Here is a 26203-nt window from a genome sequence, read left to right as displayed (position 1 = left end):
TTGCCCGTCCGATTGGTCCGGGGGAAAGGGGCCCCCTGGGAAACAGCCTGCCTTACGGTTCCAGCCCAAAAAAGCGCACGGTGTTCCAGTAGCTGAGGCCGGCGGTAAGGCGGTGGAGTTGGGGGGCATTGTAGGGGTACTGGCCGGACTCCACCCATTCGCCCAGCAGTTCGCAGAGGACCCGGCGGAAGTACTCGTGGCGGGGGTAGCTGAGGAAGGAGCGGGAGTCGGTAAGCATACCCACAAACTGCCCCAGCACGCCTCCGGCGGCCAGGTCGGTAAGATGGGCGCGCATACCGGGGCGGCTGTCGTTAAACCACCAGGCGCTGCCCATTTGCAGCTTGCCGGGGGTGCCGTCCTGGAAACAGCCGATGGTAGAGGCCACGGTGGCGTTGTCGTTGGGGTTCAGGGAGTAAAGGATCAGCTTGGGCAGGCCGGCGTGTTCCAGCATGGCGTTTAGCAGCGGGGCCAGGTACTCCACCCCCGAAGGGCTAGCGATGGCGTCGCCGCCCATATCCGGGCCTTGGGCGGCCAACAGCGGCTTGTTCACGTTGCGCTGGCAGCCAAAGTGGATCTGCATGGCCCAGCCCAACTCCACATAGTGCTTGGCGCAGGCCAGGGTGAGCAGGGTGCGGTAGGCGTCGGCCTGGGCGGGTTCTGGCCGGCGGCCCTCCATCGCGGCTAAAAAAGCGGCGTTGGCCGCAGCGCTGTCCGGCGGGGCGTACATACAGCGGTCCAAGCCGTGGTCGGCGCACACGCAGCCGTTGGCGGCAAAGTAATCTATGCGCTCGCTAAGGGCCGCCGCCACATCCCCGGCAGAGGAAAGGGGCCGGCCCACCGCCTTGGCCAGCCGCTGGGTGATGTACCCGGCAAAGCCGGGCTTTTCCAGGTTGATGGCCTGGTCAGGGCGGAAAGCGGGCAGCACCCGGGTGGCCATGGTTGCCTCACGGGCGATCTGCCGGTGCCAGCGCAGGTCATCGGCAGGGCCGTCGGTGGTGCACAGGGCTGTTACCTTGAACTTCTCCAGCATGGTGCGGGGGGACATCTTCCGAAGGGCCTGGTTGGCTTGGGTGTAGATCCGGTCGGCGGTGTCGGGGCCCAGTACCTCGGTGATGCCAAAGGCCCGCTGGAGTTCCAGGTGGCTCCAGTGGTAGATGGGGTTGCCTATAAGCTGGGGCATGGTGTAGGCAAAGGCCCGGAATTTCTCCCGGTCCGGTGCATTGCCGGTTACATAGGGTTCCGGCACGCCGGCGGCGCGCATCACCCGCCACTTGTAGTGGTCGCCCCCCAGCCATACCTGGGTGATGCTGCGGAAGGGCCTGTCCTCGGCGATCTCCCGCGGGTCGATGTGGCAGTGGTAGTCTACGATAGGCAGGGGCTCTGCCGTCTGGTGATATAGCTCCCTGGCCGTGGGGGTGGAGAGCAGGAAGTCGCGGTTCATGAAGGGTTTCATAAGGGGGTCCTTTCCGGGGCCTGGCGCCCCTGGCGTGCGGTGGTGGCGATCTCCCTGGACTGCCGGCAGAGGGCGGTGATCTCCTCCCAGCGCCCGCCGTCCAGCAGGGCGGGGGTGACCATATAGCTGCCCCCGCAGGCGGCAATCACCGGGCAGGCCAGGTATTCGGCCAGGTTTTGCAGGGAGATACCCCCGGTGGGCATCACCTTGAACTGGGGGAAGGGGGCGGCTAGGGCCTTGATTTTTTCCAACCCCCCGGACTGCTGGGCGGGGAAGAACTTGATGACCTCCAGCCCCAGCTTAAGGGCGGTGTGGTACTCGCTGGCGGTGGTGCAGCCGGGGTAAATGGGCACACCTTTTTGCTGGCAGTATTGCACCAACTCCGGGTCCAGGCCGGGGGACACAATAAACGCTGCCCCGGCAGCCAGGGCCAGGTCGATCTGCCGGGTGTTGGTGACGGTGCCGGCACCGGCCAGCAGCGCCGGACAGGTTTCTTTCATTAGCCGGATGGCCTCGCCGGCCCCTTCCGCCCGGAAAGTGACTTCGGCGACAGGCACGCCGCCGTCGCACAGTGCCCGGGCCAGCGGCGGGGCGTCCCGCCTGGGGTTGTCCAGCCGGATCACCGGCACAATGCCTGTCTGGGCAATCTTCTCACTGATGGGATGCATGGGGAAGGCTCCTCTCTTGGGTTAAGGCTGCCTCCGGCGGGCAAGGGGGCCGGGGAAGTTTCCCAGCGCCCCGCTAACACCATGGGTTTGGCCGGAGGCTTTCTCTGTATGGGGGTGGGGCTTGGGTATGTCGGGCAGGTATTCGTTACAGGAGTTTTTGTACTGGGCCCACGGCCGCGGCTTTGGGGGCCGTTGCCCCGGGGCGGGCGCTTTACAGGAACGTCACTTGGCGTTCAGCAGCAACAGGGGCTCAATTTTCAGGCTGCGGTTGATAAGGATAAGGCCCAGCAGGAGGACAAAAACGCTGAGGGCCAAAGGGGCGGCAGCGTAGATCCAGTTGGGCGGGACGATGCTGTTCAGGGCGGTTTGGTTGCCCTGCACGTCCCACATGGCCCAGGGGCTGTACTTGGCGCTGAAGTTATAGATGCCCCCCAGGCTCCAGTTGACCACAGAACTTTCCTCAATAGCGGCGGTTTCGGCAATGGCCTGGGCCTGGGTGTAGGCGTCCACCTTTTCCAGCAGGACACCGGCCCCTACGCCGCCCAGCAGGGTAGCCGCCAAAGTCAACACCATAACGCCGGCCATCAGTGAAACACGGCACTGGCTCCGGGTCATGCCCAGGCTGCGCTCTACGGCGGTGCGCTTTTTCTCCACCACTATGAAGAAGTACAGCAGCAGGGCGATAATGGCTACTGCTGCCAGCATCCCCACCGCGAACAGCAGCATAGCGGTCTGCTTGGCGTCGTTGAGGCTCTCCACGGCCCGGGCGTAGCCCATGTCGTTATACTGGATATCCAGCCGCTCTACCTGGGGGACAGCGGCGCGCAGGGCCGCGTCGAACGTTTCTATGGAGCCGTTGGGGATCATAAACGAGGTGCTTTGGCTGTGCATGGCCCCGTTGTAGATAATGGCGTTCTCGTCGCTGCCCTCAATAGACTTCTGGGGGATGATAAACATATTGCCAAAGGGCAGATCCTGGGTGCGGTAGCGGGGCTCGAAGATGCCCACGATTTCATATTCGGCCTCCCAGAAGGGGGTGAGGGCCCGGCCGTCCCTGTCCATCAACCGGCAGATTTCAGCAGGGAAGGTGTAATTCTTCTCCCCCCACCCGGAATTGGGCTCGTAGCCGTACATAGAGGCCACCAAGGGCAGGGTGATCTTGTCGCCTTCGTACAACAGGTTCTTTTGGGCAAAATCCTTGGACACCAGGCATACCCGCGCCCCGCTCTCAAATTCCTCGTCGGTGATCATCCGCCCCCGGATCTTGGCGATGTTCAGCCGGTGGAAGGTGAGCAGGTCCGGGTCGCTGACCGGCAGCACGGGGAACATCTTTTGATACATTTCCTGCTCCTTGGTCAGCTCCATCCAGCCGGTAATGGGGCCGTCCTCATCGTAAAAGCCCGGCGTGACCTCCTGGTAAGCGTTGTGGACGTTATTCAGGCTGGTGCTAAGCGGCTTGCCCTGACGGTCTACCAGGGTGCAGCCGGGGCTGCGGGAGGGGATGAAGAGGGGAATGGGGTGGGCGGTTTCCTCCCCTTCCGCTGTCACCTCAACGGTATAAAAGGAATTGACATACTGAAGGCACCCCACATAGGTCTTGCCGGTTTCCAGCGGGTCGGCCTCCGGCCACTCATTGGTAACGTAAATTTCCTGGCCCTCCTCCAGCTCCCGGTTGGAGAAAATGGTTGAGCCCCAGGAATCGGCCGTGCCTGCGAACTCCTCCTGCTCTGTTACGCCGCTGCTGACAATTACCTTTGTGATCTGGGCCCGCGTGGTGTCGGTCTTGTAGGCGACCTGGCCGGTATAGGGGTCCATCGTCTGTGCCTGGTCGCCGGGGCCCAGTATCTTGATCTCCAGCAGGTGGCTGTTCTCGTTTATACCTGCGTTCCAGTTGGTGCCGGTACTCACCCAGGCGTCCTCCAGGTAGGCCAGCATATAGGGGCGGCTCTCCGGGGGGAGGATATAGTCCGCCCCCTCAAACAACAGCTCCTCCGGACGGATGATGCCCCCTTCGCCGTAGTCCTCTTCGGTGGGGTACATACTCTCAAAGTCCTCCCTCTCCTGGTTGACGGTACCTACTGTGGTGTAGATGCCCTCCAGCGCCTGGACCCGCAACTCATTTTGTATGTACATGGCCGCGCCGAATACCATCAGCATGGTAGCTGCGGTCATCAGCAGGAAGAACAGCAGGGCCCTGCCCGGCCGCCTGAATAGCTGCTTTAAACTGTTTTTCATGGTGAATGCCTCCTGTAACTTTTTTGTGCCCTGGGCCGGGGGGCGCCCGGGCGGTTCGCGTCTGTTGAACATATGGGCCGGTTGCCGGAAACCTGTGGACACCCAACCGGCCGGGTGTTGCCTGCCCCGCAAAACAAATAGTCAGTAGTCCAGCGCTAAAGTCCCCTCCCGTGCCCAAGACGCCGCTAGCGATCGCTGCCAGTGCGACGATGGGGTTCCCAAAGGGGCTGTGCCCCTTAGAGGGGATTCCGCAAAACAAATAGTCAGTAGTCCAGCGCTAAAGTCCCCTCCCGTGCCCAAAACGCCGCTAGCGATCGCCGCCGGTGCGGTAGTGGGGTTTCCAAAGGGGCTATGCCCCTTTGGCAGGGATCCGCAAGGGGCAGCGCCCCTTGTGCCGCCGGAGGTACCAGCCAGCCTCAATCGCCGGCCGTAAGCAAAGCCAAAGCGTCGAAACGCAGGAGGGCCAGAAGGCCCACTACGTCGCCCAGAAGGGCACAGAGCATAAAGGCGCCGCACACCAAAAGCGCTGTGCCGATGCTAATACCTGTCAGGAACAGGGCAACCGGTACCGAGAGCAGCGCCCCGGCCAGTTGGGCCCCCAGGGCGGCCAGCAAGGTGGCCGTGCCGGTCAACAGCTTGGGCCGGCCTAGGGAGCAGGCCACGGCCATATCCCGGCGGCAGCCCCGCAGCACCAGGAAGATGGCCAGCGTTACCAAGAAAACCACAATAATAAAGAAAGGGATGAGGAACGCCTCATACTGCCGGATGGCCTGCCCCAGCTTTTCCGCCGTGCGGATGAAGTCCTCGTCTTCCATGTACAGGGTTTTGGCGGCGCTGCGGTCCGGGGGCGAGCGCGCATAGTCTTCCTTGATCAGGAAGAAGGGTTGGCCAAGGCCCATGTCCCGGAGCCCCTCTTTGAACCCGTTGAGTTCCATGGAGTCAGCCAGATCCCCCTCAAAGCTGGTGTAAGTAAAGGGGGTGCCGGTGCTTTCCACTTCCTTGCGCAGCCAGTTTACCGGTACATACATATCGGCCTTACGGTTGGCTGTCAGGCGGGGGGAGCAGATGCCCACCACCGTCCAGGTGGGGTCGGATGTATAGTTGCTGGTCTTGCCGCGGAAGGTGCCGTACTGCACAAAGCACATACTGGCGCTGAAGGTATCCCCCAGTGTGAGGCCAAAGGCGTCGGCATAGGCCTGGGTGATCAGGCACAGGGCCCCGTCCCCCTCCAAAAAGCTCTCATCATAGCCCTCGGCCCAGGTGATGAGGCCGTTTGCCGGCACGCCCAGCACTTCTATGCGGCTGATCCCCAAAATGGAGGTGTCCCCATCAGGCAGGGGAAAGCCCACAAAGCCCATGCGCCCCGGATCGGGATGCTCCATCTTTTCCGCGCGCAGGGCAAGGCCCTCCCGCATCTGGGCTTTGGCCTCTTCGCTGTGGTACCCATCGGCCTGGCTGGTGGAGCGAATGTTTACCACACCCCGGTTCACCAGACCGTCGGCAAAGGTGTAGGATAGGGTCAGGTTGTCAAACTCGTCCCCGTCAATATTGCTGAGGCGCACGGTCGCCGGGGTGCTTTGGCTAAGGGTGCGAAGGGCCTTTTTGTTGGTGTCAATGGTGCCCAGATAAAAGGCTATGCACCCGCACAGCAGCAGGGAGGCGCATACCAACAAAATAGAGCGCCCTTTGTTGCGGAACAACTGGTAGCCCGCTTCAATCCAAAGAAACATACGCATACCTCCTGAAAAATGTGGGCTTGCCGGGCAAAAAGGGTGTGGCGGACTGGGTTGCCGGCATTTAAACCAGCCGGGTATGGTCTGCCCCTCAAAACAAAAGTAAGCAGTCCCATACCCAGCCCCCCTCCCGTGCCGAAAACGCCGTTAGCAATCGCCGCCGGTGCGGCAGTGGGGTTGCCAAAGGGGCACAGCCCCTTTGGCAGGGATCCGCAAGGGGCAGCGCCCCTTGCGCCACCGGAGGCACCAGCCTCAATCGCTGGCTGTAAGCAAAGCCAAAGCGTCGAAACGCAGGAGGGCCAACAGGCCCACTACGTCGCCCAAAAGGGCACAGAGCATGAAAGCGCCGCACACCAGGAGGGCTGCGCCCAAGCTGATGCCGGTGAGCAGCAGGGTAAGGGGCACCGAGAGCAGCGCCCCGGCCAGTTGGGCCCCCAGGGCGGCCAGCAGGGTGGCGGTGCCGGTCAACCGCTTGGACCGCCCAAGGGAACAGGCCACGGCCATATCCCGGCGGCAGCCCCGCAACACCAGGAAGATGGCCAGCGTTACCAGGAACACCACGATGGTAAAGAAGGGGATGAGGAACGCCTCGTATTGCCGGATGCCCTGCCCCAATTTTTCCGCGGTGCGGATAAAATCCTCGTCCTCCATATACAGGGTGCTGGCGATGCTTAAGTTTGGGGACATATGGGTATCGGTGGGCAGAAAGAAGGGCTGGCCCAGCCCGGAGTACTCAGCCGCCTGCTCCTTGAACTCATTGAGTTTCATAGAGTCGGCCAGATAGCCGGTGTAGCTGGTATAGGTGAAGGGGACTTTTTCCCCCACTGCCGGGCGCATCCAGCCCATAGGTACGTACAGGTCGGCCCGGTGGTCGGTTTTCTGGCTGGCAGGGTAGACGCCGATCACCTTCCAGTTTGTTTCGCCGATGTAGGTATACACAGGCATCCGGAAACTGTCGTACTGCACACAGGAGAACGTGGTGTCAAGGGTATCTCCCAAGGCCAGGCCGTATTTTTCGGCAAAGCTGTCGCTGACCAGGCACACGGCCTCTTCCCCCTCCATCGCGGAGAGGTCATAGCCCTCCAGCAGGGTAAAGACATCCTCCCGGCCCAGGCCCGTGGCCTCCCAGCAGGTAATGCCGTAGATTTTTGCATCCCCCTTGGGGGTGTGGTTGGGCACATAAATAAAGTCGTTGGCGCGGTTGGCAATGGCCTCCTGGCGCGCTGCCTCAAGGGTGTTGACCTCTTCCAACAGGGCGGGATCCATGTAGCAGGTGGCCTCACTGGTGGCAATAACCTTGCCGATGCCCAGGTTGCTCATGGTGTCCACAAAGGTGTAGGAAATGGTCAGGTTATCGAACTCGTCGGCGTTCAGGTTGCTGATGCGCGCCTGCGCCGGGGTACTTTCGCTTAAGGCAGCCAGGGCCCTTTTGCTGCTGTCGATATTCCCCAAATAAAAGGCAATGCAGCCGCACAGCAGCAGGGAGGCGCATACCAACAAAATAGAGCGCCCCTTGTTGCGGAACAACTGGTAGCCAGCCTCGGTCCAGATAAACATTTACCTCTCCTCCTCCAGCGCGCCGTCCTTCATGCGGTATACCACGTCGGCCTGGGCGGCCAGGTCCAAGTCGTGGGTGACGACGATGACGCAGTAGTTTTCCTCTTTCACCAGCCTTTTCAGCAGGTCTACCACTAGCTGGCCGTTTTCGGTGTCCAGGTTGCCGGTGGGCTCGTCCGCCAGGATCACCCGTGCCTGGGAGGCCAGCGCCCGGGCAATGGCTACCCGCTGCTGCTGCCCGCCGGAAAGCATGGCCGGCAGCTTACGGGGGGATACGTCCCCCAGGCCCACCAGGGCCAGCAGGTCACGGGCCCTGGCTTTGGCCTCTTTGGCCGGGACTTTGGCCAGTTCCATAGGGCACATTACGTTTTCCAGGATGTTCAGGTCCTGGAACAGGTTGAAGGCCTGGTAGATTACCGAAACGTTCTCCCGCCGGTGCCGCTCGCTGCCGGTTTCGGCTACAGGGCGGCCGCCGGCCAGCACCTGGCCGCTGCTGGGTTCCCCCAGCCCGGCCAACAGGCTGAGCAGGGTGGTTTTCCCGCTGCCGGAATGGCCCACAATGGCGTAAAACTTGCCTGCCTCAAAGTTGCAGGAAACCTCCCGTAGGGCTTGCACTTTCTGGTACTTGTTTTCGTACACATAGCTGACGTTTTCCGCTGCCAGAACAACCGGCGTACCCAGCATACTCATATACATCACTCCGATTCACGCTTCCTGCCAGGGCTGGAAGGGTATTCTATATATTTATTATACAACGCACAGCGGGCTGTGTCAACAATTTTATGTGGATTGTGCAAAAACATATAAGCTGAACCTGCATTTTTGATATGTGTTGTATGTGTATAAGTATACAATGTATGGCTTTCCGTAAAAGGGCCCGGATGATTACATTTTGTTTACATCTTCCTGAATACTTGATGAAACCCCACGGGGTATGCTAAAATAAAACAGCAAGAGGAGGAAACATTGTGAAACAGGAAAACATGGGGAAACGGCTGGCAGCCCTGCTGTGCAGCCTGGCCTTGCTGGCCATGCCCGCCTGCCAGGAGGACCCGGAAGGCTCTATCGTGGTCCACAAGGATATGGATAAGCTGATCTCCCAAGCGACGGGCACGGGCTCCCAGGCGGTGGCCGGCGGGGAAGTGGTGGCCCAGGCCAAAGAAACGGAAACCTACCGGGCCACCGTGGAGAACCCGGAACTGGGGGTAACGGTAAATATTGACGCCCAGGTAGAAGTGCCTGAGGTAGAGGCGCTCAGCGTGTACCGGGTGCGGCAGAACAGAATAAGCCAGGCGTTTTTTGACCAGGTGCGGCAGGCACTGATAGGTGATAAAACCCTATATAGCGGCAGCGCCCTTGAGCAGCGTACAAAAAAGGAGCTGGAACGGGAGATCGCCATACTGAAGGAGGAGATGGACAGCTTTGCGGCCCAGACGCGGGAGAGTGAAATGCTGACCCAGGAGGAAAAGGAAGAGGAGATAGCCCGGTACAACCAGGAGATACAGGGGATGATTGACGACTTGCAGGCTGCGTATGAAAGCGCGCCGGTGGCCATTGATGTGACCCAGTACCCCTGTGACGGGCAGTTACACACGGTGGAGGAATTGGCGGCCCAAAGCCCCGGCGAGGAAGACTACTACCAGTGGCTTGGTAGCCTGTGCAGCGAAGGGGATACCTACCTGGACGCTGCCACAGATGGGGCCGACGGCAATTACCAGACCATACGGGTGCAAAACAACGCGGACTACAGCAATAAGCTCCAATACCGTTGCAGCCCCCAAAATCATATACATTTTTGCAGCGTAGTGGTGGGTTCTGACGTAGATTTTTCCGGGGACGGTTTCGGCAATGGTATGGGCAGTATGCAGTATGCATTTGACTTTCCGGTAACAGACCTCCATGCATACTGGCAGGAGAAAGGGGTGCCAAGCCCGGTGCTGACAGGTGGGCTACAGATTAGCCAGGATACGGAGTTTGCCCCCATTTACCCGGAAACGACCATAAGCCAGGAACAGGCCCAACAGGTGGCCGAGGCGTTTTTGGAGCAGGTTGGCCTGCCGGGCTTTGCTTTTAAGGAGGGCGGGCTTTACACGGAAATACTGAGGCGGGATGAGGACGGGAAAATTGGCTATGGCCACTACTACATCTTGCGCTATTGCCGGCAGATAGACGGTGTGCCCCTGACCCAGAGCAGCGGGATGAAGTACGCGGATGGCTGGAACCAGAGCGGGGAGTTCAACAAGCAGATGTGGCCGGGGGAGGAGATTGAGTTCCGCATCAATGACAGCGGCACGGTGGGCTTTGACTACTTCGCGCCAGTGGAGATTGTGGAAACGGTGGTGGAGGATGCGGCGCTGAAAACCTTTGACCAGGTAAAAAGTACCTTCGAGCAGATGTTGCCCGTCACCCTTGGCGGCTGGGAGGGACAACACACGGTCCATGTGGAGCGGGTGCGGCTAAGCTACTCGCGTATCAGCGAAAAGGACAGTTTCGACACAGGGCTGATTGTACCGGTATGGAGTTTTGAAGGTACGGATAGCCAGTTTGACCAGGAAGGCGTGCCGGCGTATACGGAGGACGGTGTGCTGCTGGCTATAAACGCCATAGACGGCAGTGTGATAGACGGGACGCTGGGGTACTAGGGCCCATAAACCTGGGCCGCCGCCTTTGCGCCCGGCCGGTTTTCCAGCAGGGCCTGCGGGCAGGCTTGTGCCAAAAGCCGGGGAAATGAGTAGGGAGGAGGCCGGAATTATGCCAAAACGTATCCTGATTGTGGAGGACGACGAAGCGATTGCCAATATGGTGGCTATGAACTTACGGGTGGCCGGGATGGAGCCCACTGTATTTGGGGACGGGCTGGCGGCCCAGCAGAGCCTGCCAGGCTGCCATGCCTATGACCTGGCCCTATTGGATGTGATGCTGCCGGGCAAAAACGGCTTTGAATTGCTGGAAAGCATACGGCCCTACGGCATCCCGGTCATATTTTTGACGGCAAAGGATGACCTGCGTTCGAAACTGACAGGCCTGACCGGCGGTGCGGAGGACTATGTGGTCAAGCCCTTTGAGGTGCTGGAACTGCTGGTGCGCATGGACAAGGTGCTGCAAAGGTACGCCCAGGGCAGGGAAACGTTGCGGGTGCTGGATCTGGAGATCAACTTGGAGGAGCACATGGTGCGCAGGGCGGGGCAGGCTGTACCGCTGAAACCGATGGAGTTCGACTTGCTGGTGGTGCTGGCCAAAAACAAGAACATCGCCATCAGCCGGGAGGATTTAATCGGCCTGGTATGGGGGTCGGGCTACTTGGGCGAAACCCGCACGGTGGATGTGCACATCGGCCAGTTGCGGAAAAAGCTGGGGCTGCATGAGGCTATCAAAACGGTGCCCAAGCTGGGCTACCGGCTGGAGGCCCCATGAAACTGCGGACCAGGTTAGCCCTGGCAGCCGGGGCGATCATGATGATGGCAAGCCTGCTGGGCGGGGGGCTGAGTTTCCGAATGTGCTGGCAGGTGACGAGAGAACAGGCCGTGGCAGACGCCCGGCTGGAAAGCCAGCAAGTCCTTTATGACTTTGAGGCATATGCCCAGAACTTGGGCGATAACTTTACCGGCGAGATGGGGGCGTATTACCTCAAGTCCCGGCAGGACGACTATAGCATTTTACTGGAAAAGGGCGCCGTGGTGTACAACCAGACCCTGCTGGACGCTGGGGCGCTGTACCGGCAGACTCAGGAAACAAAGGGGTACCTGTCGTGTCTCCAGCGGGGCAGGCGGCTGCTGGTGTTCTCCTGGCAAAGGGATAACCTGTACCTGATGCATATAGTAGACGTGACAAGCACTTACCTGCGCCTGTACAAACTGGGGGTGCAGATCGCCGGGGTTTCCCTTGCCGGCGTGTTGTTGGCCGGGGGGCTGCTGTTTTGGGCGCTGAGCCGGGCGCTACGGCCCTTGCAGGCCCTCTCCACCGGCGCCAGAAACATAGCCGCCGGGGCGTACCAGCAGCGGGTGCCAGAAGGCCGGACGGACGAGATCGGCGAACTGGGCCGGGACTTTAACAGGATGGCCCAGGCCGTGGAGGAGCACATCCGCCAGGTGGAGGCCAGTGAGGAGAAAAAGACCCTGTTTATGGGTAGCCTGACCCATGAACTGAAAACACCCCTGACAGCCATTTCTGGCTATGCGCAGACTTTGCGTTCGGCCAAGCTGGGGGAGCAGGACCGGGAGATGGCGCTGGCATATATCTGGCAGGAGAGCAAGCGGCTGGACCGGCTGGCAAAGAAGATGCTACGCCTGCTGGAATTGGAACGGGAAACGGCACTGGACGTGGAGCGCCTGCCCATCCGGCAGCTATTGGAAGAGGCCTGCCGGGTATGCCTGCCGGCTGCCGGGGAGAAGGGGGTGCGCATTGTCCAGGAGGACTGCCCGGGGGAAGTGGAGGGGGACCGGGATCTGCTGGTAGACGTGTTCGTGAACCTGGTTGACAATGCCGTAAAGGCCAGCAAGCCAGGGGGCGTGGTACGGCTGTACGCCGCCGGCGGGAGCATCGTGGTGGAGGATCAGGGGCAAGGTATCCCCCCAGAGGAACTGGCGCGGCTGACGGAGCCGTTCTATATGGTGGATAAGTCCCGGAGCAGGAAAAGCGGCGGGACCGGGTTGGGGCTGGCCCTGGTGGCGGTGATTTTACGCCGGCACAGGATGGCACTATGTATGGAAAGCGAAGAAGGAAAAGGGACCAAGGCCACGGTAGTGACAGGGCAGCAGGGGGGACAGGACGGTTAGGCAAGCGCAGTGTTTACATTTTGATGACCTTTTTTTGAATACTTGTTGTGTCAAAGGGTGTTAAACTGGAGGAAACTCGGGTTTACACCCTTTTTAGCGGTCGGGTGATAGTATGAACGCACTGAACAGCTTTGAAAGCGACCTGCGCCGGGCTGTCCTGTCCCTGCGGTTTTTGGTAGCCGTAGGGATGCAACTGGCGATTCTGCTGACCGACGGGTACGGCTCAACCCTGTACCAGATGAGCGTGCCGCTGGCCTGCACCTTGCCCTATGCCAGCGGTTGGCTGGAGGAGTACAAGGGGGGATTTGTAAGGCTGGCTTTGGTGCGTACCACTATGCGGGGGTATATCCTGGGGAAATACTTTGGGTGTACCGTTGCCGGCGGGTGCGCGGAGGTATTGGCGCTGTGGCTGAATACACGGCTGCAAGGCGAGCCAGCCCCTTGTAGCTATGGTACGCTGTTCCTTACGGCAGCGGTGTGGGCGGGTACGGCGGCAGTGCTGGCGGCACTGTCCAACAGCAAATACCTGGCCTATGGCGGGGCTTTTGTAGTGTGCTATTTTCTGGTGATCCTCTGCGAGCGCTACTGGCCGGGGCTGTACTGCCTGTACCCCTATGAGTGGCTGGAGCCCACCCACACCTGGGTGTGGGGCGGTATAGGGCTCAATTTGCTGCTGGCGGCTTTGGCGGGTGTGCTATTGTTGTGGTACTGGCTGATTTTACAGGGAAGGGTGGAACGGGGATGAGTGGTCGGGAGAAACGGGCACGGGCTGTGCCCAAACTGCGGCAGATAGGGATAACGGCTTTGGTAAACTTTAGCCGGTGGAAACGCAGCCCCCAGGTATGGCTGGCTTTTGGGCTGGGGTTTGTGGCGTGCTTTCTGCTTTCGGGCAAGGTGATGGACTTTGCCCAGGGGCAGCGGACGCTTTTGCAGCTATTTGAGCCCTTTATCTGGACATTCGGGGACGCGCATTCCATCTTGCTGATCTCCTTGTGCCTGTTGCTGCTGTTTGCAGACCTGCCCAACCTGGATAATGAGGTGCCGCTATTCCTGGTACGGACCAGCCGGGCTTGCTGGATGGCAGGCCAGTTGCTCTACCTGGTGCTGGCGACGCTGTTGTTTGTAGGGTTCATCCTGGCAGCGACCTGCCTGCTGGCAGGGGGGCAGGCTTTTCCGGGCAATATGTGGAGCGAAACAGCGGCTATACTGGGGTATTCCGACATAGGGGAAACCATCGCGGTGCCTGCTTTTGTCAAGGTGTTGGAGCTGACCTTCCCTTACCGGTGCGCGGCCCATATATTTGGGCTGGTGCTGGGGTACTCGCTGGTGCTTTCGGCGCTGGTATTCTTTTTCAACCTCCTGCGGGGCCGGCTGGGAATGCTGGCCGGGGTGGCGTTCAGCGGGTTTGGCTTTTTCCTTACGCCGGAGGTGATCAAGGAATGGCTGCATCTGGGGGCGGAGCAGGGCCGGGTGGCGAATATCCTGTTTGGGTGGCTGTCGCCGTTGAACCACGCGACCTACTATATGCATAACTTCGGGTACGACAATTTGCCCAGGCTGGGGGACTCCTACTTGTTCTTTGGCGGGGCCAGCTTGGTGGTTTACCTGCTGGCTTTCTGGCGGGTACGGGGGTGTGGGTTCAACTTTACAGGGACAGAGCAGTAAGGCCGGGAATGTGGAAGAAAGGGGGTACGCCTGTGTCAGGCGGCATCCAAGTGGAAAACATCAGCAAAGCCTTTGGTAAGGAGCAGGTATTGGCCGGGGTGAGTTTGGCCGTGCCTCCGGGGGAGATTGTGGGGGTGGTAGGCCATAACGGCAGTGGGAAAACCGTGCTGATGAAGTGCATCTGCGGTTTTTTGCGGCCAGACAGCGGCAGCGTTACCGTAAACGGCCAGCGGGTTGGACGGGATTGCGACTTCCCCGACAGCCTGGGGATTATCATTGAAACGCCGGGGTTTATCCCCGGTAGCAGTGGGTACCGCAACCTGAAGATATTGGCCGCGCTAAAGGGGCGCATTGGCAAAAAGGAGATACTGGCCGCGCTGGAGCAGGTGGGCCTGACCGGCAGTATGCACAAGTCCGTGGGCAAGTACTCGCTGGGGATGCGGCAGCGGTTAGGGCTGGCACAGGCTATTATGGAGGATCCGGCCACGTTGATTCTAGACGAACCCTTTAACGGTTTGGACAAAGCCGCTGTAGAGGATATGCGCAGCCTACTGCTCGGCCTGCGGGACCGGGGCAAGGCGGTGCTGCTGGCCAGCCACAACGGGGAGGACATACGGGCCCTGTGCGGCCAGGTGTTGGAGATGGAGGTGCAGCGCAAATGAAGAAACCCAAGGGGGGGATTGCCCTGCTGCTGGCCATTCTTTTGTGGATGGTGCCGGCAATAGAGGCCCGGGCAGCCGCGCCGGGGCAGGCCATTGGGGTGGCAGAGAGGGCTATGCCATCCGCCATGCCGCAAGAGGCCACCCCTACCCCCGGTGCGGAGAGCACCCCGGCGCCCCCGGTACGGCCGGGTTTTGTTGTGGATAGCGGCAATCTCTACCCAGGCATGGAGCGCACCTACGCCCAGGGCTATGTGCCTACCGTAGAGCAGGGGGCTGTTACCCTGGTGCTGCCCCTGGTAGCCAGGGAAGGCTGGCAGGGCAAGGCCCTCCGGGTCCGGCTGGGCCTGGGGGAGGGCGGCCCTTTTGCCACCAGGAACTACGAAAAGGCTGTGGAGCTGGCGGAACATGAGGTTAACGGGGGCAAGGGGCTGGTAAAGGGCTGGTGCATTCGGTTCACCCTGCCCCTGCTGCCCGGAAGGGTCAACGGCAGCTACCCGGTGGTGGTCAATGTGCGGGCCGAGGACGGCATGGGCGGGGAGATGGCGGAGGATTTTACCGTGTACGTGGCCATTACCGACGGTAAGGATCCAAACGCCACCCCGATCCCGGAACCGGCAGCCACCCCGGTGCCGGAGGAACCCCCGGTGCTGGGCCCCAAAGTGCTGGTGCAGAGCTGTACGGTGGCCTCCCTGGCTGAAGGGGCGGAGCAGGACAGCGTGGATGCCGGGGACCGCCTGGAGGTGCGGGCAACCCTGCGAAACACCAGCAAGACCGAGGCGCTACAGAATATGACCGTTACCGCTGTGGCCCCGGCAGAGCACTTTGCCCTGCTGGACAGTACAGACTGCCGGTATCTGGACAGCGTGGACCCGGACGGCACGGTGGAGGTGGTTTACAGGTTTTCTGTAAGCGCGCAGGCCCCGGCAGGCCAGTATACCATTGCCCTGCAATGCGACTATGCCTACGGCAAGGGCCAGATTGCCGCCGGTGTATGTAATGTGCGGGTGGATGTCTGCCAGCCCCTGAAGATGGAATTTGCCCTGATGCGGCTACCGGCCGAGGCGGTGGTGGCTGATACGGTGGAAGTGAACGTGCAGGCCGTCAACCTGAGCCGGGCCACGGCCTACAATATCCGGGCCACCATCAGCGGCGACGGGCTTTCGCCTGCCAGTATGGCCTTTATCGGCGACCTGGAGGGGGGCTCTGCCGGGGAACAGCCCATACAGATCTTAATTACAGGCTTGACGGAAGGCCAGTCCCGCTACGGCCCTACCCATGGGATCGTGACTTACCTGTACGAGGACGAGGCGGGGAACACCTTCAGCCAAGAGGAGGCGTTGTCTTTGACCGTTGGGCAGCCCTTTTCCGCACAGCCCAAAGAGAAGGCGGAGAACCCCGGCCAATGGTGGGGCATTATGGCAGCGGCACTGGGGCTTATGCTGGCCTTAGGTGGCCTGCTGGCCGGCAGGGCTATCAGGAGGAGAAGAGGATGAGCGCATGGGGCAGGCTATGGCGGCTGCGCAGGCAGAACGATAAGGTCAAGCTGGCGTGGGTGATGTTCCTGGCTGCGGGGTATTTTGCGGTGAGTGGGGTGGTGCAGGCGGCGCAGTACGCCGTTGGGCTGGCCCGGCCGGTGGAGTATGTCTTAGCTGCCCCGGCGGCAGTGGGGGCGGAGAGGCTTAAGGCATTGGCCGCGTTGGAGGGGGTGGTGGCTGTCAGTTGCCAGCGGGAATATACCCTGGCCAGTGGGGAAAAGAGCCTGACGGTGACAGAACTCTCGGAGGCATATTTGGCCCAGTGCTACGGGCTGGCGGCCACCGGGGCCAGCCGGATGTTCTGGTTGAGCCCGGAAAGCTATCGGGCCTTTTTGGGGGAGGCCCCTGCACCGGCCCGGCTGGAATTTCGGACGGAGGAGGGGATGGGCAGCGGGGTGTTCGGCCAGGTGGAGATGCTGGGTGGGCAGGCCCCCGGCGCGGTGACAAAAGGCAGCGCCGCGTCCCTGCAGGATGCGGTTTCGGTACGGGTGATGACAGCCCATGCCAGCTTAACCGGCGCCCAGGCCGCCCAGATGGAGGCCCTGGGGTTTGTGGTGGCCAACAGGCAGGCATTGGTAACAGCAGCCTATGAAACACAGCTTTCGTTAACCCGGTTGGGGTATGGCGCCATAACCTGCCTGTTGGCGCTGCTGGCGGGACGCTTACTGTACGCAACAGGTAAGCGGGAGGTGCTAGGCCGGGCGCCATAAAATTTGCCGGGGCTTACAGGCAACAAAAAAGCACAGCCGCTCCCACGGCTGTGCTTTTGCTTAACGGAATATTGGCTGCTATTTTGGGGAAAGCCTGTATAGGCTTTCACATAGGGGAGCCGCGATAATACCGGCCTTTTCCAGCCCCCTATGCTCCAGTATGGGCTGGGGCAAAGCCCCAGCCGCGGGGGATCCTTATACCTCTACCTTCCGCAACTTTTTCTTGGCCATGATGTCGTACATAGCCGGCACCACGAAGAGAGTCATCAGGGTGGCGTACAGCAGGCCGCCAATGCAAACCACGGCGATGGGCTGCATCATCTCGGCGCCCATACCCGTAGCCAGCGCCATAAACACCAGCCCCAGCACAGTGGTAAGCACGGTCATCAAAATAGGCCGCATACGGGTGCGCCCGGCCGACAAAATGGCGGCCCGGCGCTCCATGCCCTCCAGCCGTAGCTGGTTGATGTAGTCAATGAGCACGATGCCGTTGTTGACGATGATGCCCGCCAGCATGATAAAGCCAATCATACTCACCACGCTAACCTCCATACCGCACAGGTATAGGGCCAAAAAGCCGCCGGTAAACGCCAGGGGGATGGTAAACATTACAATAAACGGCAGCAGAAGGGACTGGAATTGGATGACCATAATCAGATAGATGATCAGGATGGCCAAAGCCGCCATTTGCATCAGTTGGCTCATAGCCTCCATAATGGTTTCGTTCTCACCGGCCATCTCATAGGTGACACCCTGGGGCGGGGTGTAGCTGCTGAGAGCCCGCTCCACGTCCTGGGTAACAAGGCTGACATTGTACCCCTCGGCCACGGTAGCGGTGACGGTGAGCACCCGTTTCTGGTTCTCCCGGTTGATGGCGTTGAGGCTTTGGTGGTCCTCAAAACGGGCAATGCGGATCAGCGGCACCTCTTCAGTTTCCCCGGTGGTGGGGTCTGTGGCGTCAATGGTCAGGCTTTTTAAGTAGCTTTCGGTCATCTGGCCCTCTTTGGGGTGAAAGACCAGCACATCCTGGCCGTAGCCAGCCACGGTCATTTCGGTGGCTGTGGCGTTGTCCTTTATGGCGGCGCTGACGCTTTGATAGACCTGGGCGGTAGTCAGGCCGTTTTCCATGGCCTTGTTTTTGTCCACCACGATGCGCAGTTCCGGGGTGGAATCCTCCAGGTCGCTGGCGGCGGATTCTGTGCCCTCTACCTCCTCCAGCAACACAGTCAATTCGCCCGCAGCGTCGATCAGGCTGTCCATGTCATCACCATACAGTTTGATTTCTACCCCTGAACCGCTCATGGCAGACATATAGGCACTCATGTCCATAGAGCCCTGGGCTTTTACGGTGCAGTCCAAATCTCCACAGGCAGCCTCGATTTCTTTGGCGGCTTCGCTGTCTTTCAGCCCGGCAGCCTCGTCTAAAATTACGTACATGGACACTGCGCCGGCCTCGCCGCCCATCATGCCCATCATACCGGCCCCATCGCCACCAGACATGGCGCCTACGGTTTTTACGCAGGGCAGGGGCATAATGCGCTCTATAATGGCGTCGGACATGGCAGTGCGTTGTTCAAAGCTATGGGATTCTTCGTCCTCGCCGGGCAGGGTGAAACTGACAGTGATCTGGCTGCCGCTCATGGCGGGCATGAAGATGAACCCCCGGGACAGGGCCAACCCCACGCTGGAAACCAGCAGAGCCAGTGCCAGGATCAGGCAGGCCCATTTATGCCGGAGGGAGGCCCCGGCCACTTTTTCGTAGCCGTTCAGCACCCTGGTGAACAGCTTGTGGTCTTTGGGATTATTGGCCTTCAGGGTGGTGGAAGTCATAGCCGGCACCAGGGTAATGGCAACAAACAGGCTGGCCAGCAGGGAGTAGCCGATGGTCAAGGCCATATCGGTAAACAGTTGCCGGGTGACACCCTCCACAAACACAATGGGCAAAAAGACGCATACCGTGGTGAGAGTAGAGGCAATAATGGCCCCTGTTACCTGCACGGCCCCCCGCACCGAGGCTTTGGCGGCAGGCATCCCCTCATTGCGTAAGCGGTAGATGTTCTCAATGACGACTACAGAGTTGTCCACCAGCATACCCACGCCCACGGCCAGGCCGGAGAGGGAAATTACGTTGAGGGTGATGCCGGAGAAGTACATAAGCACAATGGCTACCAGCAGGGAGATGGGGATGGAGCAGGCGATCACAATGGTGGGGCGCACATCCTTTAAAAATAGCAACAAAATCAGCACGGCCAAAGCTGCGCCCAAAACCAGATTTTGCAGTACGGTGTCTACCACAATATAGATGTAGTCCCCCTGGTCGGAGAGCGGGGTAAAGCGCAGGCCCTCGTAGCTGTCGGATAGCTGCCGGAACCGCTCCAGTATGTTTTTGGAAACCTGGGCCGTAGAGTAGGTGGATTGCTTGGTAAAGGACAGCAGCAGGCCGTCTTCCCCGTCAATTTTGGCATAAAGCTCGTCGGCGTTGCTCTCTGTGGCAATGTCGGCTACGTCCTTCAGGTAGATTTTCCCGATGCCGTCGGTGCCGGTGTCGAAGAGCAGCAGGTTTTCCAGTTCCTGCACATCCTCCAGTTTGTTGCCCACCCGTACCATGCACGGCTCACCCTGCTGGTCCACATACCCGGCGGGCATGGAGAAGTTCTGGGCAGTGAGGATTTGGGAAACCATCTCCATCGTAATGGGCAGGTTGGCATTTTTGTAGGCAGTCTCTTTTTGTTTGTCGAAATCCTCCCGGGCAGTTTCCAGTTGGCTTTTGGCGCTTTCCAGTTGCTGCTGGGCGGCGGAAAGGGCCGATTGCCCGGAGATAATCTGGGAGAGACCGGCGCTCATCTGCATCATGCCGCTGGTCTGCTGGGCAGACAGTTGCTGTAGGGCCTGGTCTACGGTTACCGCGCCGCTATCTAGCTGGGAGAGGGTGGTTTGCAGTTGGGCCCTGGCAGCCACAAGCTGATCCAGGTTTTTCTGCGCCTCGGCAATGGAGGCGTCCATATTCTCTACATTGGCCCCGCCGGCGGCAGCCATCGCTTTAGCCTCGGCCAGGGCGGTTTGCAGGGTTTCCCGGCTGGCAGCCAGTTCCTCCAGCTTGGCGGGGGCCTCAGCAGCGGTAATGCCAAAGGCAGCAAAGCCTGCCTCTGCCGCAGCCAGTTGAGAAGTAAGCTGTTCCAGTTGAGCCTGTAGGGCGGCGTATTCGGGGCTTTCTGGATTCAGTTGGGCCAGTTGTTCGTTAAGTGCGGCCTGCTGGGCCACCAGGGCCTGGTAACCGGCCTGTAACTCGGTAAGCCCTGTAATCGCCTGCTCCACCGTGGCCAGTTGGCTGTTTAGCTGATCGAGAGTGGCTTTCAGCCCTTTAAGCTGCTCCAGGGCAGTTTCCAACTGGGCCTGGTTTTGGGCCATAGTGGTAAGCTGGGCATTGATCTGCGCTTTGGCAGACTCGATCTCCACTTTTTTAGCGATTAGCTGTCCCTGGGCCTGACCGGCTTGCTGGGCTAACTGGCTTTGCCCCTGCTCCAGTTGGGCACGCTGTCCGGCCAACTCGTCAGCCTGTTGCTGGGTTTCGGCTAGGCCATCCTCTATTTCCCGGCTGCTGTCGTCCATTTCCTGTTGGGCCTCGCCGAACTTCTCATCCAGCCTGGCCTTCATCCGGGCATTGAGGCTGTCTATCTTGTCCTGCCGCAGCCGGACGCGGACGCTTTCCTCCACATTGCCGCTGACAGATACGCTGGCTACGCCTTCAATGCCTTCCAGCCGGGTACGCAGTTCTGTGTCCAGCAGGTTGGTTAAGGCCACATTGTCCATGCCCTCCATCTCCATAGCTGCCACGGTGACAGGCAACATACTGGGATTGATCTTCATGATATAAGGCGTGCCCACCATATCGCCCCAGTTGCCGGAAACAGAGTTGAGTTTTTCCCGGATGTCGGCGGTCAGGGTGTCCATATTGGCGTCATCGGTGAGCTGTAGCATCACCTGGGAGGCGTTTTCCTGGGAGGTGGAGGTGATGTTCTCCACATGGTCCAGGGTAGCCATTGCCTGCTCTATGGGGCGGGTCACTTCGTTTTCCACCTCCTCTGGGGTCGCGCCGGGGTAGGCGGTGACAATGACCGCATAGGGCAGGTTGATATTTGGCAGTAGGTCGGGGGTCATGCGGGAAAAGGCCACAACGCCCAGCACCACCGCGATGATCACGCCCACCAGCACGGTGAGCGGCTTTCTGACGCTGAAACTTGAAAACATAGCTTACCTTCTCTCTAGGGTGAAATTGCAAAAAACGTATCAGAGTAAAGTATAAGCGAACGCCGGTAGCGATTGATGAATTTTTTGTAAAAACTTCCTTGTGTCTTGCAAATTTTCCATGGCTGTGCTATACTTGATTTACTAAGTTAACGGGGTGAACTATTGTGATCGGGATTATTGACTACGGTGCGGGTAATCTGCAAAGCGTGGAGAAAGCCTTGCGCCATATTGGCTGTAACTGCCGGGTGGTGGACAACCCTGTAGCGCTGGCTGATTGCGCGGGGGCTGTGTTGCCAGGTGTCGGGGCCTTTGGGGAGGCAATGGCCGGCCTGCGGGCACGGGGGCTGGATGTTGCCATAAAGCGTTACATAGCCGGGGAAAGGCCCTTTTTAGGCATTTGCCTGGGGCTACAGGTGCTGTTTGAAAGCAGCGAGGAAACCCCCGGCGTACCGGGGATGGGGGTGCTGCCAGGGAAAATCCTCCGCCTGCCAGAGGACAGAGGGCTGAAGGTGCCCCATATTGGCTGGAATTCCCTATGCCTGTCACAGCCTGGCTGGCTGCTGGCCGGCCTGCCAGCAGAGCCGTATGTCTATTTTGTGCACTCTTACTACTTGCAGGCCCCACAAGAGCTGGTGACGGCTACGGCAAGCTATGGGGCTTGCATACATACCGCCGTAGAGCGGGGCAACTTGGTTGCCTGCCAGTTCCATCCTGAGAAAAGCGGCACAGTGGGGCTGGATATCCTGCGGAACTTTGCGGGAAGGGTTCAGGAGGACTAAGGCGGGTAATCCGGCCGGTAGAAAGTTGCCGGCTTGGCTTTTTTGTTTCTGATGGTAGGGAACCGTGCTTGAAGGCAAACGCAATATGCGGGCATGGGCCTTGCCACAATCTATAAAGTGGAAAGCGGTGGCCGGGAATGTATGCAAAGCGGATTATCCCCTGTTTGGACATCAAGGACGGCAGGGTGGTAAAGGGGACGAATTTTGTGGGCCTGCGGGATGCAGGCGATCCGGTGGAGGCAGCAAAAGCCTATGACCGCCAGGGGGCGGACGAACTGGTATTGCTGGACATCAACGCTTCGGCCGACAGTAGGGATATTATCACCCATGTGGTGGAGCAGGTGGCGGAGAGCATTTTTATCCCCTTTACAGTGGGGGGCGGTATCCGGCGGGTGGAGGACTTTACGGCTATCCTGCGGGCAGGGGCCGACAAGGTGTCGGTGAACTCAGCGGCGCTGCAACGGCCGGCGTTGATCCGGGAGGCGGCGGAGAAGTTTGGGAGCCAGTGTGTGGTGGTGGCCATGGATGCCAAACGCCGCCCGGAAGGGGGATGGACCCTTTACCTAAACGGCGGCCGGGTAGACACAGGCAAGGACGCCGTGGAGTGGGCCCGGGAGGTGCAGGCCCTGGGGGCGGGGGAAATCCTGCTGACCAGTATGGACCGGGACGGCGTAAAGACCGGGTATGACCTGGAACTGACGCGGGCCATTTCCCAGGCGGTGCATATCCCGGTGATTGCCTCTGGCGGGGCAGGGGAATTGTCCCATTTTTACGACGCTTTTACCCAGGGGAAAGCCGACGCGGTGCTGGCAGCCTCGCTGTTTCATTTTGGGGAGGTCAGTATACAGCAACTAAAGGGCTACCTTAGCGGCAGGGGCGTGCCGGTACGCCCGGCTTTGGCCTAAATAACAGGCTGGAAATCAGGATATTCACAATTTTGCTGTTTCTTTTTTGGTGCGAAGCGTGTATAATAAGGGGGAACTCCTTCGGAAAGCAGGTGTCCCTTTGGCAAAGCGCAATAGGAAACGGTACTCTATCGGCAACCCCAGCCGCTCACAACTGGGGTTGGGACGGCGCAGTATGTTCGTTTCTCAGGAAAAACAGGCGCAACATCAGGCGGCGCGGCGCATCAAATTTTGGTCGCGGATCGTGGCGACGGTAGCCGTACTGGGTATGGTGGGCGTAGCGGTATTCTTCCTGTGGTTTTATCTGGTGCCCTATTTTCACCAGGAACTGATAACTCCTACGGTGGCAACCGACGACCCGGACGCCAGCATGGAGCCCCTGCCCGACTATGACGAAAACGGTTTGCCAGTATACGGCAATGAGGTGAACCTGTTTACCATCAGTGAAACGGAGCCCAACCCTGAGTACGAACCCCGCTTAGCCCAGATAGAGAGTGTCCGGGTGGACGCCCGTATTACCGACGCATTGCGTCAGTTGAGCGCTGCGGCCAGCGAGGACGGCTATGTGCTGATATTTACGGACGGCTATGTTTCAGCCGAGGAGCAGGGCAAGCGCTATGAGGAAAAAGTAGAGGAACTAATGGAAAACGGGCAGCAGACAGCCGTAATGGCCAAAACTGACGCCCGGGCATTGATCCCAATGGCTGGGGAAAGCGACTTTCAGACGGGGCTTTGCCTGCGGGTGGCTGCGGATAAGAAAACATTCCCCCAGTCGAAAACCTATACCTGGTTAAAAACCAATATGGGCCGCTTTGGCTTTGTGTTCCGTTACCCGGATGACAAAGAGGACTATACCAACGTAAAGGGCGACCCCACGGTTTTGCGCTATGTGGGCATTGAAAATGCCTCTGCCATGCAGCAGCGTTCTATGTGCCTCGAAGAATACATCAGCTATTTGAATGACCAGTAAGGGACCTCCGGCGCAGTTTTTGTCAGAAAGGAGCCACCTTGGGAACCCGTTCCTACACATTGGGTGCGCTGCTGCCAAACGCCTTTGGGGCGGCAGGCTGTCTTTATTTTGAAAGGGGAGGACGGGATGAGAGCGAGAGGGGGTACCGTGTTACGAAAGCTGGGCTTGATCCTGGCGGTGGTGTCATTGATAGGGCTGGTACAGTTTGTCAGGGAACCGGGTGTGAATATTGGCGCGTTCCTGATTCCGGCGGCGTTGGCGGGGGTGATCCTGTTTGTCAGTAGGCCGGTCAAGGGTTCGCCGGACGGCCGGGTGGACGAACGGGTCATAAAGGCGCAGGAAAACAGAAAAGCTGCCCTTTTACTGATTTACGAGTATGAAAACCATAAAGCAAGATAGTAGTAAGCGAATAAAGGAAATGCAGGCAAATCCGGCAACTGTTGGTTGACCCCCGACTTGAAGGCTTGGGGAATCTTTCAACCGCTGGAAACCCGAAAAGAAAAAGGACACCTTATGGGTGTCCTTTTTTAAGAAGGAGAGCCGTTAAGCCTTAAAGTCCACATGCTGGACGGTGCCGGCCTGGCCGTTTTCTTTCAAGTAGAGGCCGGTACGGCGAATGCGGGCGTTTTCGGAGCCGGAGGCATCTGTCAGGGAAAATTGGGTGCCTTGGCTGCCCAGGAAGATGGCGCCCACACCGGCATCTTTTAAAGAAATAAGTTTGGCCTCGCCGGAGCCGCACTTCATCCATACGGAAAGCTTAGAGAATACTTCGTCGCCTTCGTCGATCCAGCCGTTGCCGTCCTGGTCATACTGGGCCAGTTCGGCAAAGCCGTTGCCGGTTTTCGCGCCGAAGAGTTCGGAACCGTCGTTGATCTTGCCGTCGCCGTTCTTATCCAGGGCCAAAAAGCCGCTGCCCCGGCCCAGGGTGGAAATCTCTTCCTCTTTGCCGTCGGCGTCCAAATCAAAATAGAAGGTTACATCGGACAGGGAGGCAGCGTCGGTATCCAGGTTGATAACCAGGGGGTCGGTGAATATTTCCTCTTTACCCACGATCTCATAGGCCGCCTCAAAGCTGCGGGACATTTCCAGGGTCATGCCAAAGTTGATGGTGCGGCCATCAGCCGTAACGGCAGTGCCCGCAGAGGTGAACGCCGTATGTTCCTCCCCTTTTACAAAGCCTGACTCAACGGTCTGGCGGGTCCAATAGCCGTTAAGAGGCGTGGCGCGGATGCCGTCGGGCATTGACTGGCCTACACTGAGCTCCATGTGGCCCATCCAGGCAGAGGAGCGGAGGTAGCTGGCCGAGGCTGCCGCGAAACCAGAGTGGTCGCCTTTGGCGCGGGGCGCGTCCAGGATGCCTTTGGAGAACTTCTTGCCGGTAATGCTTTCCAGCATGGCCACCATTTTGCGCAGAATTTGAATGCGGGGGTCCTTTTCTACCTCAGCTTGGATGTCGCTTAGCCAGTCTTTAGATTGGGTGGGAAGAGGCAGCCTGGGAGTGCCCGCAGATTCGGTTTGGGTTTGGCTGATGGGCTGGGCCGGCTCTTCCGGCAGCCCGGTGGTACCGGAAACATAGTGGGTCATGCCGCCCTCAACCTCCAGGCGCTTGGTGCGCACAGTAGAAACAGAAATGCGGGTGCTGCCCGCAAAGGCCCCCTGGCCACGATCCAGGTGGGTGAGAGTCTGTGTTGTTTCCGACTGATAGGAACGGGATGCATACATGGAAACGGAACTTTGGGTAATACGCATGGTAGGGACCTCCTTAAGGGTGGGATAATAAAGGGCAGGCCGCATATTGGCTGTGCGTGATACGCCGCTCAGGGAATTGTATACTATATATAATCGGCAAAACCTGGCAAAAATAAAGACACGGGACGGGAAAAACCTGGAAAGGTAGGAGTTATCCTCCACTTGGCGTGAAGGGAGCTACTCTGCATAAGGCTATGGGAGGTGAGTTTTGGCAAAATGCCTGTATCGCAGGCTTATTGATACCCATAGAATATAGGGGGATCCTGGGGTATGGCTTGCACATTTTGCCAGGATATGCTATAATACCCACAGGGTATTTCAGTAGAGCCAAAACTTGCAGAGCAAGTTTGCAAATCGCCCTGGCGATTTGGCAAGGCGCAAAGCGGCTTGCAGCTATGCTATAATATCCGCGGGATATTTTCAGTAAAGCCAAAACTTGCAGAGCAAGTTTGCAAAGAGGCTTGTAGCTATGCTATCAATAGTTAAAAAAGCTGCGGGCAGTTTGGTTACAAGATTGGTTACAAAACAAGTGGTAAAATGAAAAGAAATTCTCGAAAAA

The 26203-nt window shown here is 59.2% G+C and carries 20 protein-coding genes; 12 read left to right on the top strand and 8 right to left on the bottom strand.

The annotated features are described in order from the left end of the window. Window positions 1–52: 52 nt before the first annotated feature. The 6 genes from uxaC to U8U01_RS03650 all read right to left on the bottom strand — a co-directional run bounded on the left by uxaC (window position 53) and on the right by U8U01_RS03650 (window position 8336). On the bottom strand, window positions 53–1453 hold the full coding sequence (uxaC, locus tag U8U01_RS03675; protein ID WP_322170535.1) for a glucuronate isomerase: 1401 nt from the start codon (window positions 1451–1453) through the stop codon (window positions 53–55). Continuing rightward, window positions 1450–2121 carry a bifunctional 4-hydroxy-2-oxoglutarate aldolase/2-dehydro-3-deoxy-phosphogluconate aldolase gene (locus U8U01_RS03670; protein ID WP_322170532.1) on the bottom strand — a complete coding sequence of 224 codons (672 nt, stop codon included), beginning with the start codon at window positions 2119–2121 and terminating at the stop codon, window positions 1450–1452. Before U8U01_RS03670 ends, uxaC begins: the two co-directional genes overlap by 4 nt. 222 nt (window positions 2122–2343) lie before the next feature. Beyond that, window positions 2344–4356, bottom strand: coding sequence for an ABC transporter permease (locus U8U01_RS03665; protein ID WP_322170529.1), 2013 nt, complete (start codon window positions 4354–4356; stop codon window positions 2344–2346). A 416-nt stretch (window positions 4357–4772) separates the two neighbouring features. Further along, window positions 4773–6086 (bottom strand): hypothetical protein, encoded by a 1314-nt coding sequence (locus tag U8U01_RS03660; RefSeq protein WP_322170527.1) that lies wholly within the window; start codon window positions 6084–6086, stop codon window positions 4773–4775. A gap of 255 nt (window positions 6087–6341) precedes the next feature. Then, window positions 6342–7646, bottom strand: coding sequence for an ABC transporter permease (locus U8U01_RS03655; RefSeq protein ID WP_322170524.1), 1305 nt, complete (start codon window positions 7644–7646; stop codon window positions 6342–6344). Next, window positions 7647–8336: an ABC transporter ATP-binding protein gene (locus tag U8U01_RS03650; protein WP_322170522.1), complete on the bottom strand. Its 690-nt coding sequence runs from the start codon at window positions 8334–8336 to the stop codon at window positions 7647–7649. Window positions 8337–8614: 278 nt separating this feature from the next. Between U8U01_RS03650 and U8U01_RS03645 the strand changes: the two genes are divergently transcribed. The 8 genes from U8U01_RS03645 to U8U01_RS03610 all read left to right on the top strand — a co-directional run bounded on the left by U8U01_RS03645 (window position 8615) and on the right by U8U01_RS03610 (window position 16993). Continuing rightward, window positions 8615–10288, top strand: a complete 1674-nt coding sequence (locus U8U01_RS03645; RefSeq protein WP_322170519.1) for a DUF6034 family protein — start codon at window positions 8615–8617, stop codon at window positions 10286–10288. 109 nt (window positions 10289–10397) lie between these two features. Beyond that, entirely contained in the window at window positions 10398–11060 is a 663-nt protein-coding gene (locus tag U8U01_RS03640; protein ID WP_322170515.1) for a response regulator transcription factor, read from the top strand. Beyond that, complete coding sequence (locus tag U8U01_RS03635) at window positions 11057–12421, top strand: sensor histidine kinase (protein WP_322170512.1); 1365 nt, start codon at window positions 11057–11059, stop codon at window positions 12419–12421. The genes U8U01_RS03640 and U8U01_RS03635 overlap by 4 nt, the downstream gene beginning before the upstream one ends. 112 nt (window positions 12422–12533) lie before the next feature. Then, window positions 12534–13166: an ABC transporter permease gene (locus U8U01_RS03630; protein WP_322170509.1), complete on the top strand. Its 633-nt coding sequence runs from the start codon at window positions 12534–12536 to the stop codon at window positions 13164–13166. After that, window positions 13163–14086: a hypothetical protein gene (locus U8U01_RS03625; protein WP_322170506.1), complete on the top strand. Its 924-nt coding sequence runs from the start codon at window positions 13163–13165 to the stop codon at window positions 14084–14086. Before U8U01_RS03630 ends, U8U01_RS03625 begins: the two co-directional genes overlap by 4 nt. 32 nt (window positions 14087–14118) lie before the next feature. Next, window positions 14119–14748: an ABC transporter ATP-binding protein gene (locus tag U8U01_RS03620; protein ID WP_322170503.1), complete on the top strand. Its 630-nt coding sequence runs from the start codon at window positions 14119–14121 to the stop codon at window positions 14746–14748. Beyond that, the gene (locus U8U01_RS03615) at window positions 14745–16241 is read left to right on the top strand and encodes a COG1361 family protein (protein WP_322170501.1); all 1497 of its coding nucleotides are present in this window, start codon (window positions 14745–14747) and stop codon (window positions 16239–16241) included. Before U8U01_RS03620 ends, U8U01_RS03615 begins: the two co-directional genes overlap by 4 nt. Then, the gene (locus U8U01_RS03610) at window positions 16238–16993 is read left to right on the top strand and encodes a hypothetical protein (protein WP_322170499.1); all 756 of its coding nucleotides are present in this window, start codon (window positions 16238–16240) and stop codon (window positions 16991–16993) included. Before U8U01_RS03615 ends, U8U01_RS03610 begins: the two co-directional genes overlap by 4 nt. A gap of 195 nt (window positions 16994–17188) precedes the next feature. Here U8U01_RS03610 and U8U01_RS03605 read toward each other — a convergent pair whose 3' ends face one another. Further along, window positions 17189–21241: an efflux RND transporter permease subunit gene (locus U8U01_RS03605; protein WP_322170496.1), complete on the bottom strand. Its 4053-nt coding sequence runs from the start codon at window positions 21239–21241 to the stop codon at window positions 17189–17191. Between the two features lie 164 nt (window positions 21242–21405). On the opposite strand from U8U01_RS03605, the gene hisH reads away from it, so the two are divergent. The 4 genes from hisH to U8U01_RS03585 all read left to right on the top strand — a co-directional run bounded on the left by hisH (window position 21406) and on the right by U8U01_RS03585 (window position 24294). After that, on the top strand, window positions 21406–22020 hold the full coding sequence (gene hisH / locus U8U01_RS03600; RefSeq protein WP_322170494.1) for an imidazole glycerol phosphate synthase subunit HisH: 615 nt from the start codon (window positions 21406–21408) through the stop codon (window positions 22018–22020). 137 nt (window positions 22021–22157) lie between these two features. Continuing rightward, the gene (hisF, locus tag U8U01_RS03595) at window positions 22158–22925 is read left to right on the top strand and encodes an imidazole glycerol phosphate synthase subunit HisF (protein WP_322170491.1); all 768 of its coding nucleotides are present in this window, start codon (window positions 22158–22160) and stop codon (window positions 22923–22925) included. A gap of 100 nt (window positions 22926–23025) precedes the next feature. After that, on the top strand, window positions 23026–23895 hold the full coding sequence (locus U8U01_RS03590; protein ID WP_322170488.1) for a M15 family metallopeptidase: 870 nt from the start codon (window positions 23026–23028) through the stop codon (window positions 23893–23895). A 126-nt stretch (window positions 23896–24021) separates the two neighbouring features. After that, the gene (locus tag U8U01_RS03585; protein WP_322170485.1) at window positions 24022–24294 is read left to right on the top strand and encodes a hypothetical protein; all 273 of its coding nucleotides are present in this window, start codon (window positions 24022–24024) and stop codon (window positions 24292–24294) included. Window positions 24295–24438: 144 nt separating this feature from the next. Here the strand turns inward: U8U01_RS03585 and U8U01_RS03580 are convergent, their stop codons facing one another. Next, a complete protein-coding gene (locus U8U01_RS03580) occupies window positions 24439–25644 on the bottom strand; it encodes an SPM autocatalytic domain-containing protein (protein WP_322170482.1) in 1206 nt (401 codons plus the stop codon). Window positions 25645–26203: the final 559 nt, after the last annotated feature.

The organism is Acutalibacter caecimuris, assembly GCF_034335085.1.
Taxonomy (GTDB): Bacteria; Bacillota; Clostridia; order Oscillospirales; family Acutalibacteraceae; genus Acutalibacter; species Acutalibacter caecimuris.
Note: the sequence above shows the minus strand (reverse complement) of the source record. Positions and strands in the feature narration are given on the sequence as shown.